The following is a 12,772-nucleotide window of genomic DNA, read 5'->3' on the forward strand; positions in this document are numbered from 1 at the left end:
CAAATGTCCTCCTTAATGATCATGTGGAGTAGATAAAGGTGCTTCATGAACTGCTGCTGAATGCAATTTATGTTTGCTGTTCAATGTGCGAATCAGGACATAAAAGGCAGGAGTCAGGAACAAACCAAACAGCGTTACACCGATCATGCCGAAGAACACCGCAATACCCATGGCATGACGCATTTCAGAACCTGCACCAGTTGAGGTAACAAGTGGTACGACACCCATAATGAATGCAATAGAAGTCATTAAAATTGGACGTAGACGTAGGCGACTGGCTTCAACAGCAGCTTTGAATGCAGTCGCACCTTGCATTTCAAGTTCCCGTGCAAATTCGACAATTAAGATGGCATTTTTACAGGCCAGCCCGACCAGCACCATCAGACCAATTTGGGTAAAGATGTTGTTATCTCCACCTGTCAGCCACACACCTGTTAGAGCCGCCAAGATTCCCATCGGTACAATTAAGATTACAGCTAAAGGTAAAGTTAGACTTTCATATTGAGCGGCTAAAACTAAGAACACCAGTAATACACTAATTGGGAATACCCAGAGTCCTGCATTACCAGCCAAGATTTTTTGGTAAGTTAAATCTGTCCATTCAAACTTAATACCACGTGGTAGAGTTTGAGCAGCAATACGTTCAACCGCAGCTTCTGCTTGGCTAGATGAATAACCCGGTGCAGGGCCACCGTTAATATCGGCTGATGTGTAACCGTTATAACGAACTACCATTTCAGGACCATAGGTTTGAGTTACATTCACCAATGAAGATAAAGGCACCATTTGTCCCGCACTGTTTCGGGTTTTAAGCTGCAAAATATCTTCAGGATTAGCACGGAAAGGGGCATCTGCCTGTGCTCGAACCTGATAAACACGTCCAAAGCGGTTAAAGTCGTTAACGTACTGAGAACCTAAATAAATCTGCATGGTGTTGAAAACATCAGTCACAGCAACACCTTGTTGTTTGGCTTTTACACGGTCCAGATCTACGTTCAGTTGAGGTACGTTAATTTGATAACTTGAGAACATTGGACCCAGTTCAGGGGCTGATTGTGCTGCTTTCATAAAGTTTTGTGCAGCATCATTCAATGCTGAATAGCCTAAGGCACCTCGGTCTTCAAGTTGGAGTTTAAAGCCGCCCATGGTGCCTAAGCCCATCACTGGTGGTGGTGGGAAAACCGCAATATAGGCATCTTGAATGGCTGAATATTTCTGGTTGAGAGCACCAGCAATTGCATTTGCAGATAAGTCTTTAGCCTTACGTTCATCGAATGGTTTTAAGGTCACAAAGACAATACCAGCGCTTGAGCTGTTGGTAAAACCGTTAATTGATAGGCCAGGGAAGGCAACTGCACTTTCTACACCAGGCTGTTTAAGAGCAGTGTCACTCATTTTACGAATCACTGCTTCGGTACGATCTAAAGACGCGCCGTTTGGCAGTTGAGCAAAGCTAATCAAATATTGTTTGTCTTGAGCGGGAACAAAGCCACCCGGAACAATATAAGAAATCCCAACGGTTAAACCTAAAAGTGCAGCATAGACACCCATTGCCGATGCTTTATGGGAGATAACACGACTTACGCCTTTACCATAGTTGTCTGACGCTCTGGTAAATACGCGGTTAAACAGCGCAAAGAAACGTCCGAATACACGGTTCATAAGACGTGTTAATGCATCAGGTTTAGCGTCATGTCCTTTCAGTAGCATGGCTGCTAAAGCAGGCGAGAGCGTCAGTGAGTTAAATGCCGAAATGACAGTTGAAATGGCGATGGTCATGGCAAATTGTTTATAAAATTGCCCCGTTAAGCCTGTCATAAAGGCAAGTGGAACGAACACGGCAACTAGCGTTAAAGCAATCGCAATAATCGGTCCGCTCACTTCTCGCATCGCGCGATAAGTTGCATCTCTTGGGCTTAAGCCTGCTTCAATATTCCTCTCGACATTTTCGACGACAACAATAGCGTCATCGACCACAATCCCGATGGCAAGTACCATCCCGAATAGTGATAGCGCATTGATCGAGTAACCAAAAGCAAGCATGAGCGCGAATGTACCAATAATTGAAACTGGTACTGCAAGCAATGGAATGATTGACGCACGCCATGTTTGTAAGAATAAAATCACAACCACAACAACCAGTGCAATCGCTTCAAGCAAGGTATGAACAACCGCTTTAATACTGGCACGTACGAACTGAGTCGGATCGTAAACGATGTCGTATTTAATTGAAGATGGGAAATCTTTTGAAAGTTCTTTCATCGTGCTACGCACTTGATCAGAAACTTGCAAAGCATTAGCACCCGGTGCTTGGAAAATTGGAATCGCTACAGCTTGTTTATTATCGAGTAATGAACGCAAGCCATATTGTGAAGCTGCAAGTTCAACACGAGCAACATCACCTAAGCGGGTAACAGCGCCATCTGGTGCAGTTTTTAAAATGATATCTGCGAATTCTTGCTCAGTCGTTAAACGACCTTGAGCATTCACTGAAAGTTGTACAGGAGAATTAGTTGGCGATGCACCAATGGTACCGGCTGCAACTTGAATGTTTTGTTCGCGGATTGCACTCACAATTTCAGTTGCTGTGAGATTACGTTGCGCTACTTTTTGTGGGTCGAGCCACACACGCATTGCGTAGTCACCCGAACCAAATAAACCGACTTCACCTACACCTTGTAAACGAGCCAAGCGATCTTTTACATTGAGCACCGCGTAGTTACGCAAGTAGGTCATGTCATAGCGATTATCTGGTGAAGTCAGATGCACAACCATGGTTAAAGTCGGTGAGCTTTTTAACGTAGTAACACCTAAACGCTGTACGTCTTCAGGCAAACGAGGCATGGCCTGAGATACACGGTTTTGAACCAATTGCTGAGCTTTGTCTGGGTCAATACCAAGCTTAAAGTTCACCGTAATGGTTAAGTTACCGTCACTGTTTGCCTGAGATTGCATATACAGCATGTCTTCAACGCCGTTGATGGATTCTTCAAGCGGAGAAGCAACAGTTTCAGCAATGACTTTTGGGTTTGCACCCGGATATTGAGCACGTACCACCACAGATGGTGGAACAACTTCAGGATATTCTGAAATCGGTAATTTAAATACCGAAAGTAAACCGGCAAGTAGAATCAATACTGATAACACCCCAGCAAAGATCGGCCGATCAATAAAAAATTTAGAAATATTCATATGTGATTAACCTTTTGCCGGAGTTGATGTTTTTTCTGTTGGCTGAGGTTGAGGAGTAGTGCTGCTTGCAGTGATTTGCGCATTTGGCATCGGAACGAGGTGTGGGGTCACAGGGTCACCCGGACGAATTCGCTGTAAACCATTCACCACAATACGGTCACCCGCTTGTAATCCGCTATTTACGATTTGCAAGCCATCTTGTTGTGTGCCAAGTTTTACTTCACGGTAAGCGGTCTGATTTTTAGCATCGACTACAACAACAAAGCGTTTATCTTGGTCGACTCCGACCGCAGTTGGACTAATCAGAATTGCTGAACGAGGTTGACCACCACCCAGACGGATTCGAGCATATAAACCCGGTAATAAAACTCCGTTTGGATTGTCGAAAGTCGCGCGAACACGAATCGTACCTGAGGTCGTATCTAGGTTATTGTCGATTGAGTTGATAACTCCTTCACGAGAAAACCCAGTTTCATTGGCAAGTCCCATATAGACAGGAACTTGTGCTGAATTACGTTGATTACTGATGTATTTCAGGTAAGTTTGTTCATCAACATCGAAAGATGCGTAGAGGCGGGATACAGACACTAAACTTGTTAAAACCTGTGCTCCATTACCCGCAGAAACTACGTTGCCCACAGTCACTTCGGCACGAGAAATTCGACCACTGACTGGTGCAGTAATGCGCGTGTACTCAAGATTTAAACGTGCAGATTGAACGGCTGCTCTAGCGGCTTGCAGGTTGGCACTGGCTGAGCGTGCATCATTTTCAGCTAGATCTAACTCTTGACGAGATACAGCATTACTTTGAATTAAACGTTGAATACGAGAAAGATTAGAACCTGTATAAGTCACTTGTGCTTCAGTTGAAGCAAGTTGAGCTTGGGCACGATTGAGTTCTGCTTCGAAAGGACGCGGATCAATGGTAAAAAGTAAATCGCCTTTTCTAACCAGACTGCCATCTTTGAAGTGTACGGAAATGAGTTTACCTGAAACCTGTGGCCGAATATCGACTTGATCAATGGCTTCTAAGCGACCGGAATATTCTTGCCAATCGGTAATGGTTTTGCTGATGACATTAGAAATATCAACAGTAGCAGCTTGTTGAGCTGTGGTCGGTGCAGCTTTTGCATCGGCATTTTCATGTAAAAACATAAAACTGCCACCCGTTGCCAAAATGGCGACAAAGATGGCAGACAGCGCAAACTGTTTGCGGGAAAATGACATGAGGTGCTCCTACTTATTTGGATACCTGTTTTCAGACTTTTAATTATGGTCCGTATGGGAGAAACAGGGTTTATGGGATGAACGGAGCATAAAAGTTTGTCAATTACGAATAAATATATTAAATTCGATAACACTATTCGTATTTTTATAACAATTGATGTGTTTGAATGAAAAAATGCATTAATTGATAGGAGTGTGCGTGTGGATCTATTTCATGCCATGAAAGTATTTAACAAAGTTGTCGAAACAAATAGTTTCAGTTTAGCGGCTGACAGTTTAGGCCTACCGCGTGCTTCTGTGACTACAACCATTCAGGGTTTAGAAAAACATTTACAGGTTCGTTTATTAAACCGAACCACCCGTAAACTCAGTTTGACACCTGATGGTGCGGTTTATTATGAACGTACTACACGAATTTTAGCCGATGTCGAAGATGTTGAATCGACTTTTCATGATTCAGAACGTGGACCTCGAGGACGACTGCGCATTGATGTTAAAGCTTCAATCGGGCGGTTGATTCTGATTCCGATGCTATGTGATTTTCATTCCAAATATCCTGATATTGATTTGGTGATTGGAATGAGTGATCGCCCCGTAGATCTGGTGCAAGATGCGGTGGATTGTGTCATTCGTATTGGTCAGTTGAAAGATTCAAGTTTGGTGGCACGTCGTATCGGAACAATTCAGTGTGTGACGGTTGCTGCACCACGTTACTTGGCGGAACATGGCGAACCAAAAACTATTGAGGATCTACAAAAACACCAAGTCGTGCATTACTTTAATAGTCGTACCGGACGCAATATCGATTGGGATTTTATGGTTGATGGGGAAATTCACAGCGTTGGCGTGAAAGGGCGCGTTTCTGTCAATGATGGTGATTCATATATTGATTTGGCAGTACAAGGTTTTGGTCTAATTCAATGTCCATATTATATGGTGGCAAAACATTTAGAATCTGGTGCGCTTAAGGAGGTATTGACTGAATGGTTGCCTGCACCTATGCCAATATCAGTCGTTTATCTACAAAACCGTCATTTATCGCCTAAAGTCCGTGTATTTGTAGATTGGGTAGCCGAATTATTTGCAGGTTGTCCATTGCTGAGTGGTTGCTCAATGTCATTAGATCAAAAATGTGAATTTGCCAGTGCCAAAGAACACAACCATGAATACACCATTCGGACATTGGTTCAAAATGAAAATATGGCAGAGGCTTACACACTCAAAAACTAACTTAAAATTTGAGTGATTTTTCAATATTTAATGAGGTAATACGATCCGCTGTTTTGACATCTTCATAAATCCTTAATTTACTGGTATAGAAATTGCAATTATTTCGGCAGAAGAGTAATTTAGAAATTACTCAAGTTTTTATCACCTTATTTGGATTTTAAGGAGAAGCTTCAAGATGGCAAGCTTTATGAAAAAAATGTTCGTTTCAACAACCTTAGTTTTGGCTGCTGTTGCAACGAATGTTCAAGCAAAGGATTGGAAGGTGATTCGTTTTGGTACTGAGTCCTCTTATGCACCATTTGAATATAAAACACCAGATGGCAAGTTAACTGGTTTTGACGTTGATTTGGGTAATGCTATTTGTGCAAAACTCAAAGCCAAATGTGTTTGGGTTGAAAACTCTTTTGATGGGATGATTCCAGCACTTAAAGCGAAAAAATTTGACGGTATTCTTTCATCAATGACGGTGACTGATGAACGTGCGAAACAAATTTTGTTTAGTAGCAAAATCTACAACACACCAACACGTATGGTTGCAAAAAAAGGCTCACCGTTATTACCAACAGCTGCATCATTGAAAGGTAAGCGTGTAGGGGTACAACAGGGCACAATTCAAGAAACTTATGCTAAAACCTATTGGGCAACAAAAGGTGTAACTGTTGTACCTTATCCAGTCCAAGATTTGATTTATCAAGACATGATGTCAGGTCGTTTAGATGCAACTTTACAAGATGCAATCATGGTTGATGGTGCTTTCTTAAAACAACCAAAAGGCAAAAACTTTACTTTTGTCGGCAGCAATGTGGTTGATGCAAAAACACTGGGTGTAGGTGCAGCGATCGGTTTACGCAAAGAAGATGCAGATTTGAAAGCGAATATTGACAAAGCTCTCGCAGCAATCATTGCGGATGGCACATACAAGAAACTCGAGAAAAAATATTTCTCCTTTAACATTTACTAATGATGTGAAAAATGTCGGCTTAGTGCCGACATTTTAAAATCTATTCTCATCTCATCAATATTAGATATTGTTTTTAAGGAGAAGATGAGTCATGTTTTTATCTGGCTATGGGCCACTCCTTCTCAGCGGAACATGGATGACCATACAGCTTGCGCTGTTGTCACTTTTGCTTTCTGTCATTATTGGCTTAATTGGTGCGAGTTCAAAACTCTCTAATATTAAAGCTTTACGCTATATTGCGACCGCATATACCACGCTCATTCGTAGTGTGCCTGATTTGGTAATTATGCTGCTGTTATTTTATAGCTTGCAGTTAGGTCTAAACCAAATTACTGAAGCACTGCAAATGGATCAAATTGATATTAATCCTTTTGTGGCTGGTGTGATTACTTTAGCGTTCATTTATGGTGCATATTTTACCGAGACCTTTCGTGGTGCATTTCAATCGGTTCCAACGGGTCAAATTGAAGCAGCAAAGGCCTATGGGATGACTCCATGGCAGGTTTTTCGACGTGTTTTATTCCCTCAAATGATGCGTTTTGCACTGCCAGGCATTGGTAATAATTGGCAGGTTTTGATTAAGGCGACCGCACTTGTTTCTATTATTGGCCTGACTGATATTGTAAAAATTACGCAAGATGCGGGTAGAAGTACCATGCAACTGTTCTTTTTCAGCATCGTGGCTGCTGCGATTTATTTAGCAATTACCACAGTGTCGAACCTGATTTTAATGTGGCTTGAACGTCGTTATTCTGCTGGTGTGAGGAAGGGACAATTATGATTGAAATCCTTCAACAATATTGGCAGGCATACCTTTGGACCGATGGCCTACAAATGACCGGTGTCGCGATGACTGCTTGGTTATTGGTGCTTTCTATTGGTATTGGCTTTGTGCTTGCTGTGCCTTTATCACTTGCACGAGTATCAGAAAATCTTTGGTTGCGTGGTCCAGTTTGGTTGTTTACCTACGTTTTTCGTGGCACACCACTGTACATCCAATTGCTGATTATTTATTCAGGTATTTACAGCTTTGATTACGTCCATGAACATCAAACACTCGATGCATTTTTTCGAGAGGGCATAAATTGCACCATTTTGGCATTCGCGCTCAATACTGGTGCATATACGACTGAAATCTTCGCAGGAGCGATTCGTTCTATTCCACATGGCGAGATTGAAGCTGCCCAAGCTTTTGGAATGTCAAAATGGAAACTCTACACACGTATTATCATTCCGTCGATGTTACGCCGTGCTTTGCCATTTTACGGTAACGAAGTCATTTTGATGTTGCATGCGACAACCATTGCATTTACAGCAACTGTTCCAGATATTTTAAAAATTGCGCGTGATGTAAATGCGGCAACCTATGACACCTTCAATGCTTTTGGGATTGCCGCGCTGTTATATGCGATGTTGGCATTTATTTTGATTTGGATATTTCGTAAGTTGGAAAAACGTTGGTTGGCATTTTTAAAGCCATCGAATCATTAGGAGACATAAATGGAACACGTTGCAAAACTAGTGATTCGTGATTTACACAAAACATTTGGCGATCATGAAGTACTGAAAGGGATATCACTTGATGCAAATGCTGGCGATGTGATTAGTATTATTGGTTCATCCGGTTCAGGTAAAAGTACCTTGCTGCGTTGTATCAACTTTTTAGAGCAACCGAGTAATGGCACCATTAAACTCAATGGTGAAAAATTACGCACAGTCTTTGATAAAAAAGGCAATTTAAAAGTGGTTGACCCAAAGCAACTACAGAAAATGCGTACTCAACTGATGATGGTTTTTCAGCACTTTAATTTATGGTCTCACATGACAGTGCTTGAAAATGTCATTGAAGGGCCAATTCATGTACTTGGGGTGAAGCGTGCTGAAGCAGTAGAGTGTGCGCGGAAATATCTACGCAAAGTTGGATTGCCTGAAAGCGTTGAAAGTAAATATCCAGCATTTTTATCTGGTGGCCAGCAGCAACGTGTAGCAATTGCTCGTGCTTTGGCTATGGAACCAGAAGTGATGCTATTTGATGAACCAACTAGTGCACTTGATCCGGAGTTGGTGGGTGAAGTACTCAAGGTTATGCAGAGTTTGGCTGAAGAAGGCCGTACCATGATTGTGGTAACACATGAAATGGGCTTTGCACGTCATGTGTCTAATCAAGTGATTTTCTTGCATCAAGGGAAAATTGAGGAACAGGGCCATCCTGATGAAGTACTCAACAATCCGAAAAGTGAGCGTTTAAAGCAATTTTTGACGGGCAGTTTGAAATAAGTTGTTCCTACCGAGTAAGGTGAAATTTTATAAAAGAATTCGCATCTTACTCGGTTGCTTTTAAATTATATTTTATAGATGAGTATTTTTAGAAAACACATTAATAATGATAATACCTGCAATCATTAAAGTAAGACCAATACAGGCCGCCAAATCTAAATGCTGTTTGTAAAATATCCAGCCAATTGCAGAAATTAAAATAATACCCGCGCCAGACCAAATGGCATATGCAATTCCGATGGGAATCGTTTTTAGCGTAAGTGACAATAAATAAAAAGCAATCGCATAGCCCACAACTGTAACGATGGATGGAATAGGAACAGTAAAACCTTGAGATGCTTTTAAGGCTGAAGTTGCAATGACTTCACAAGCAATCGCAATTGCTAAATAAAGATAAGACATGGGGAGCTGCGCCAGAATGAGTTTTAATCAATCTACATGAAATGTTGAAATGGTTTGGCAGTTTTAACGATTGTTTAATTTTTTTGGTACAAAATGACCAGTAAATCAAACTGAACTGATAAATTGATTTTATCACTAGCAAAGTGTTCTCAGCTATTTATTCATTTATTTAATCATTGAGCTGCATAGTCATAAAAAGAGGATCCGGAACTTTAGCCTGATCCTCGATAGTCTTTTTAAGAAATAGATTCGCCGAGTAAATTTAACCCTTTAAATTTCTCTAGTAGTTGCTCTTTATTCTCAATATGCGCAGGGTCTGGTTTTATGCAATCGATAGGGCAAACCGCCTTACACGTAGGCGCATCGTAAAAGCCTACACACTCGGTACAACGAAGTGGATCAATTTCATAAACTTTGCTCCCTTCAAAAATAGCGATGTTCGGGCATTCAGGTAAGCACATATCACAATTGATGCAGTCACTCGTAATCAAAAGTGCCATGTTTAACTCGCTGAATAAGCCAATGTAGATGCAGTAATACTTTCTTTCGCATGCGGCAAATTGCGTACGAGTAGGGCATAACTGATATCAACATCTTGTGAGAGTGGAATTTCAACGAAATGCCCTGAACCTTTAGCATCAGTAATTGGGTTACCTTTTAAATCGCGCATTTCGGTTAAGGTAAAGGTGATGTTGCCTTGAGGCGTCATGAGTTCAAGTGAGTCACCAACTACAAAACGGTTTTTAACTTCAATGCGAATATAATCGCCGTGGCGTTCTAAAACCTCTCCACAAAATTGTTGATAGTCAAAATGTGATGAACCATCAGCATAATTTTGATATTCGCTATGCACATGACGTCTTAAAAAACCTTCGGTATAACCGCGACTTGCCAACCCTTCGAGCTGAGTCATTAAGCTTGGGTCAAAGGGTTTACCTGTTAAAGCATCATCAATGGCCTTTCGATAAATTTGAGCAGTACGAGCGCAGTAAAAATATGATTTAGTACGACCTTCAATTTTCAGAGAGGCGATGCCCATTTGGGTTAAACGATCTACATGCTGTACAGCACGTAAATCTTTGGAGTTCATAAAATAAGTACCGTGTTCATCTTCTTCGGCAGCAAACATTTCTTCATCATTGCGTTGTACGAGCAAAGTTTGATTCGAAGTTGTCTCTGATTGTGCTGATGAGCAGCAAGACTTCTCTGATATGTTGAGCTGAGTGACTGGAATTACATCACCGTTTGCATCTTCTTGAGTCTCATGCAACTTATAGTCCCAACGGCAAGCATTAGTACAAGCGCCTTGGTTGGCATCACGTTTGTTCATATATCCAGAAAGTAGACAACGACCTGAGTAAGCCATGCATAGTGCGCCATGTACAAAAACTTCGAGTTCAATGTCTGGCACATGTTGCTGGATTTCTTCTATTTCTTCTAATGACAACTCACGAGATAAAATCACACGGCTTAAACCGTAATCTTTCCAAAATTTAACAGTGGCCCAGTTAATGGCGTTTGCTTGAACAGATAGATGAATTTGTACTTCTGGAAAATGCTCACGCACCATCATAATTAAGCCTGGGTCCGACATAATAAGAGCATCTGGTTGCATCGCTATAATCGGTTCAAGATCACGAATAAAGTTTTTTAATTTGCTGTTATGGGGCTGGATATTCACCACAACATAAAACTTTTTACCCAAAGCATGCGCTTCATCAATTCCAATTTTTAAGTTGTCATGATCAAAAGCATTATTACGGACACGTAAACTGTAACGTGGTTGGCCGGCATATACAGCATCTGCACCATAGGCAAATGCATAGCGCATGTTTTTTAGTGAACCTGCGGGAGAGAGGAGTTCAGTTTTCATAAAATAAAAGGCATAAAAAATATATGGTTTTATTTTATTAACTCCACATTTTGGATTCAACCTACTGAATTAGTAGGGATTTGACCTATATCTTTTTGTGTGGGTAGCATATTTTTTGCTAATTCTCCTAAGCGCATCAAAGCATTTAACATTTTAGGATTTAACTCGAAACACGCTGCTATGCGTAAACAATGACTAAAACGTTTATCAGCCGAACACAAAACTCCCGGCATACATAAGATTTTTTCGTCCATTGCCTGATGAAACAGTTCTAATGCATCAATGGATTCGGGGAGCTCTAACCATAAAATAAATCCTGCTTGCGGACGACTGACTCGAGTACCGAGTGGAAAATAACGACATATATAAGATTTGATGGTGTCAATTTGTTGTTGATAGCGTTTTTTAAGATGCCTTAAGTGCAGATCATATCCGCCATTTTCTAAAAAAAGTCCCAACGTTTCTGTGAGTAAAGCTGGTTCGGCAACAGTGGTTGTAAATTTAAGCTGCTGCACAATATTACGGAAGCGTCCAGCTTCTAACCAACCAATTCGATAGTCAGGTGCTACAGTCTTGGTATAGCTACCACACACCAAAACCCATCCATTTTGGTCAAATGCCTTAATGTTGGGTAAGAGTGGTTCAGTCAGTTGCAATTCGGCGTACATTGCATCTTCAATGACGGGAACTTGAAATTGATTAGCAAGCTCTGCTAAGCGACGGCGGTTGCTTTCAGGCATGCTAAAACCGAGAGGATTGTGTCCTGTTGGAATAGTTAATATGGCTTGTACACTTTTAGATTTTAAGAGTTCTTCAAGAGCATCCAGGCACATACCTGTGTGCGGCGAGGTCGGCACTTCTACGATTTTTCGACCTAAATTATGAAGGAGTGGGTACAGATTGTGAAATGTAGGGATCTCAAGTGCAATGCTGTCACCCGCTTGAGTTGTTGCCATAATCGCGAGACTTAAAGCCTCCATCGTGCCGTGAGTGAGCACAATATCATCTGCTGAAAGAAACATACCAAGCTGTAAACTTCGCCTCGCAATTTGTGTACGTAAACGTATAGAGCCGGGCGGTAAAGTATAGCTTTTAAAAATGTCTGGCTGCGTCCGTAAAACTTGAGCAGTTAAGCGTTTTAAGCGTTCAATTGGGTAGAAATTTTCACCAGAAGGACAAGCTAAAGCCAAATTGATATAGGCTGGGTCCATTTGCTTTTTAACGATTTGTGCAAGAAAACAGCTAATTCCTGAAAGAGATACTTTTTCTTCACTGACATAACGCTCTTCGAGTTCTAGTAAGTTTGAAGGTGCATGACAAACATAGTAACCAGACTGTGGACGAACTGAAATTAAACCTTGGTCTTCAAGCTGACGATAAGCTTCTTTTACGGTGTTAATGCTGACCTGATAATGATTTGCGCAGTCGCGAATTGATGGTAAGCGTGAACCGATAGGCTGCCTGCCATTCTGAATTTGAAAGGTGAGGTCATCACTCACTTTTTTATATTTGTACATGTCAATTCATTAAAAAGCCAAAGCAATGGATACACTTTATCGTGATCTTTTATTTAACTCAAATATTGTGATTGCTTTTGATTGGTTCATTTA

11 protein-coding genes are annotated in these 12,772 nt (G+C 41.2%); 5 read left to right on the forward strand and 6 right to left on the reverse strand.

Annotated features, from left to right (window positions below):
• Positions 1–12 precede the first annotated feature (12 nt).
• Together adeG and adeF are read right to left on the reverse strand one after the other, a co-directional pair.
• A complete protein-coding gene (adeG, locus tag ODQ17_RS03860; RefSeq protein WP_049837112.1) occupies positions 13–3,192 on the reverse strand; it encodes a multidrug efflux RND transporter permease subunit AdeG in 3,180 nt (1,059 codons plus the stop codon).
• A gap of 6 nt (positions 3,193–3,198) precedes the next feature.
• Complete coding sequence (gene adeF / locus ODQ17_RS03865; RefSeq protein ID WP_322901822.1) at positions 3,199–4,419, reverse strand: multidrug efflux RND transporter periplasmic adaptor subunit AdeF; 1,221 nt, start codon at positions 4,417–4,419, stop codon at positions 3,199–3,201.
• 201 nt (positions 4,420–4,620) lie between these two features.
• On the opposite strand from adeF, the gene ODQ17_RS03870 reads away from it, so the two are divergent.
• From ODQ17_RS03870 to ODQ17_RS03890, 5 genes are all read left to right on the forward strand, one after another.
• Complete coding sequence (locus tag ODQ17_RS03870) at positions 4,621–5,649, forward strand: LysR family transcriptional regulator (RefSeq protein WP_322901823.1); 1,029 nt, start codon at positions 4,621–4,623, stop codon at positions 5,647–5,649.
• A 175-nt stretch (positions 5,650–5,824) separates the two neighbouring features.
• Positions 5,825–6,610, forward strand: coding sequence for an ABC transporter substrate-binding protein (locus ODQ17_RS03875; RefSeq protein ID WP_005307073.1), 786 nt, complete (start codon positions 5,825–5,827; stop codon positions 6,608–6,610).
• A 91-nt stretch (positions 6,611–6,701) separates the two neighbouring features.
• Positions 6,702–7,391: an ABC transporter permease gene (locus ODQ17_RS03880; RefSeq protein WP_087399935.1), complete on the forward strand. Its 690-nt coding sequence runs from the start codon at positions 6,702–6,704 to the stop codon at positions 7,389–7,391.
• Entirely contained in the window at positions 7,388–8,101 is a 714-nt protein-coding gene (locus ODQ17_RS03885) for an ABC transporter permease (protein ID WP_322901824.1), read from the forward strand. Before ODQ17_RS03880 ends, ODQ17_RS03885 begins: the two co-directional genes overlap by 4 nt.
• 9 nt (positions 8,102–8,110) lie before the next feature.
• On the forward strand, positions 8,111–8,887 hold the full coding sequence (locus ODQ17_RS03890; protein WP_322901825.1) for an ABC transporter ATP-binding protein: 777 nt from the start codon (positions 8,111–8,113) through the stop codon (positions 8,885–8,887).
• Between the two features lie 72 nt (positions 8,888–8,959).
• Here the strand turns inward: ODQ17_RS03890 and abeS are convergent, their stop codons facing one another.
• From abeS to ODQ17_RS03910, 4 genes are all read right to left on the reverse strand, one after another.
• Positions 8,960–9,289 (reverse strand): multidrug efflux SMR transporter AbeS, encoded by a 330-nt coding sequence (gene abeS / locus ODQ17_RS03895; protein WP_004700493.1) that lies wholly within the window; start codon positions 9,287–9,289, stop codon positions 8,960–8,962.
• Positions 9,290–9,525: 236 nt separating this feature from the next.
• Entirely contained in the window at positions 9,526–9,789 is a 264-nt protein-coding gene (locus tag ODQ17_RS03900) for a YfhL family 4Fe-4S dicluster ferredoxin (protein ID WP_174744659.1), read from the reverse strand.
• Between the two features lie 2 nt (positions 9,790–9,791).
• Complete coding sequence (gene trhP / locus ODQ17_RS03905) at positions 9,792–11,162, reverse strand: prephenate-dependent tRNA uridine(34) hydroxylase TrhP (RefSeq protein WP_322901826.1); 1,371 nt, start codon at positions 11,160–11,162, stop codon at positions 9,792–9,794.
• A 56-nt stretch (positions 11,163–11,218) separates the two neighbouring features.
• Positions 11,219–12,685, reverse strand: coding sequence for an aminotransferase-like domain-containing protein (locus ODQ17_RS03910; RefSeq protein WP_322902109.1), 1,467 nt, complete (start codon positions 12,683–12,685; stop codon positions 11,219–11,221).
• Between the last annotated feature and the right edge of the window lie 87 nt (positions 12,686–12,772).

Source organism: Acinetobacter sp. IRS14, from assembly GCF_034650275.1.
Taxonomy (GTDB): domain Bacteria; phylum Pseudomonadota; class Gammaproteobacteria; order Pseudomonadales; family Moraxellaceae; genus Acinetobacter; species Acinetobacter oleivorans.

Bases quoted from the DNA above. Each gene is read 5' to 3' on its own strand.
- adeG (WP_049837112.1), bottom strand. From the start codon at position 3,192: ATGAATATTTCTAAATTTTTTATTGATCGGCCGATCTTTGCTGGGGTG.
- adeF (WP_322901822.1), bottom strand. From the start codon at position 4,419: ATGTCATTTTCCCGCAAACAGTTTGCGCTGTCTGCCATCTTTGTCGCC.
- ODQ17_RS03875 (WP_005307073.1), top strand. From the start codon at position 5,825: ATGGCAAGCTTTATGAAAAAAATGTTCGTTTCAACAACCTTAGTTTTG.
- ODQ17_RS03880 (WP_087399935.1), top strand. From the start codon at position 6,702: ATGTTTTTATCTGGCTATGGGCCACTCCTTCTCAGCGGAACATGGATG.
- ODQ17_RS03885 (WP_322901824.1), top strand. From the start codon at position 7,388: ATGATTGAAATCCTTCAACAATATTGGCAGGCATACCTTTGGACCGAT.
- ODQ17_RS03890 (WP_322901825.1), top strand. From the start codon at position 8,111: ATGGAACACGTTGCAAAACTAGTGATTCGTGATTTACACAAAACATTT.
- abeS (WP_004700493.1), bottom strand. From the start codon at position 9,289: ATGTCTTATCTTTATTTAGCAATTGCGATTGCTTGTGAAGTCATTGCA.
- ODQ17_RS03900 (WP_174744659.1), bottom strand. From the start codon at position 9,789: ATGGCACTTTTGATTACGAGTGACTGCATCAATTGTGATATGTGCTTA.
- trhP (WP_322901826.1), bottom strand. From the start codon at position 11,162: ATGAAAACTGAACTCCTCTCTCCCGCAGGTTCACTAAAAAACATGCGC.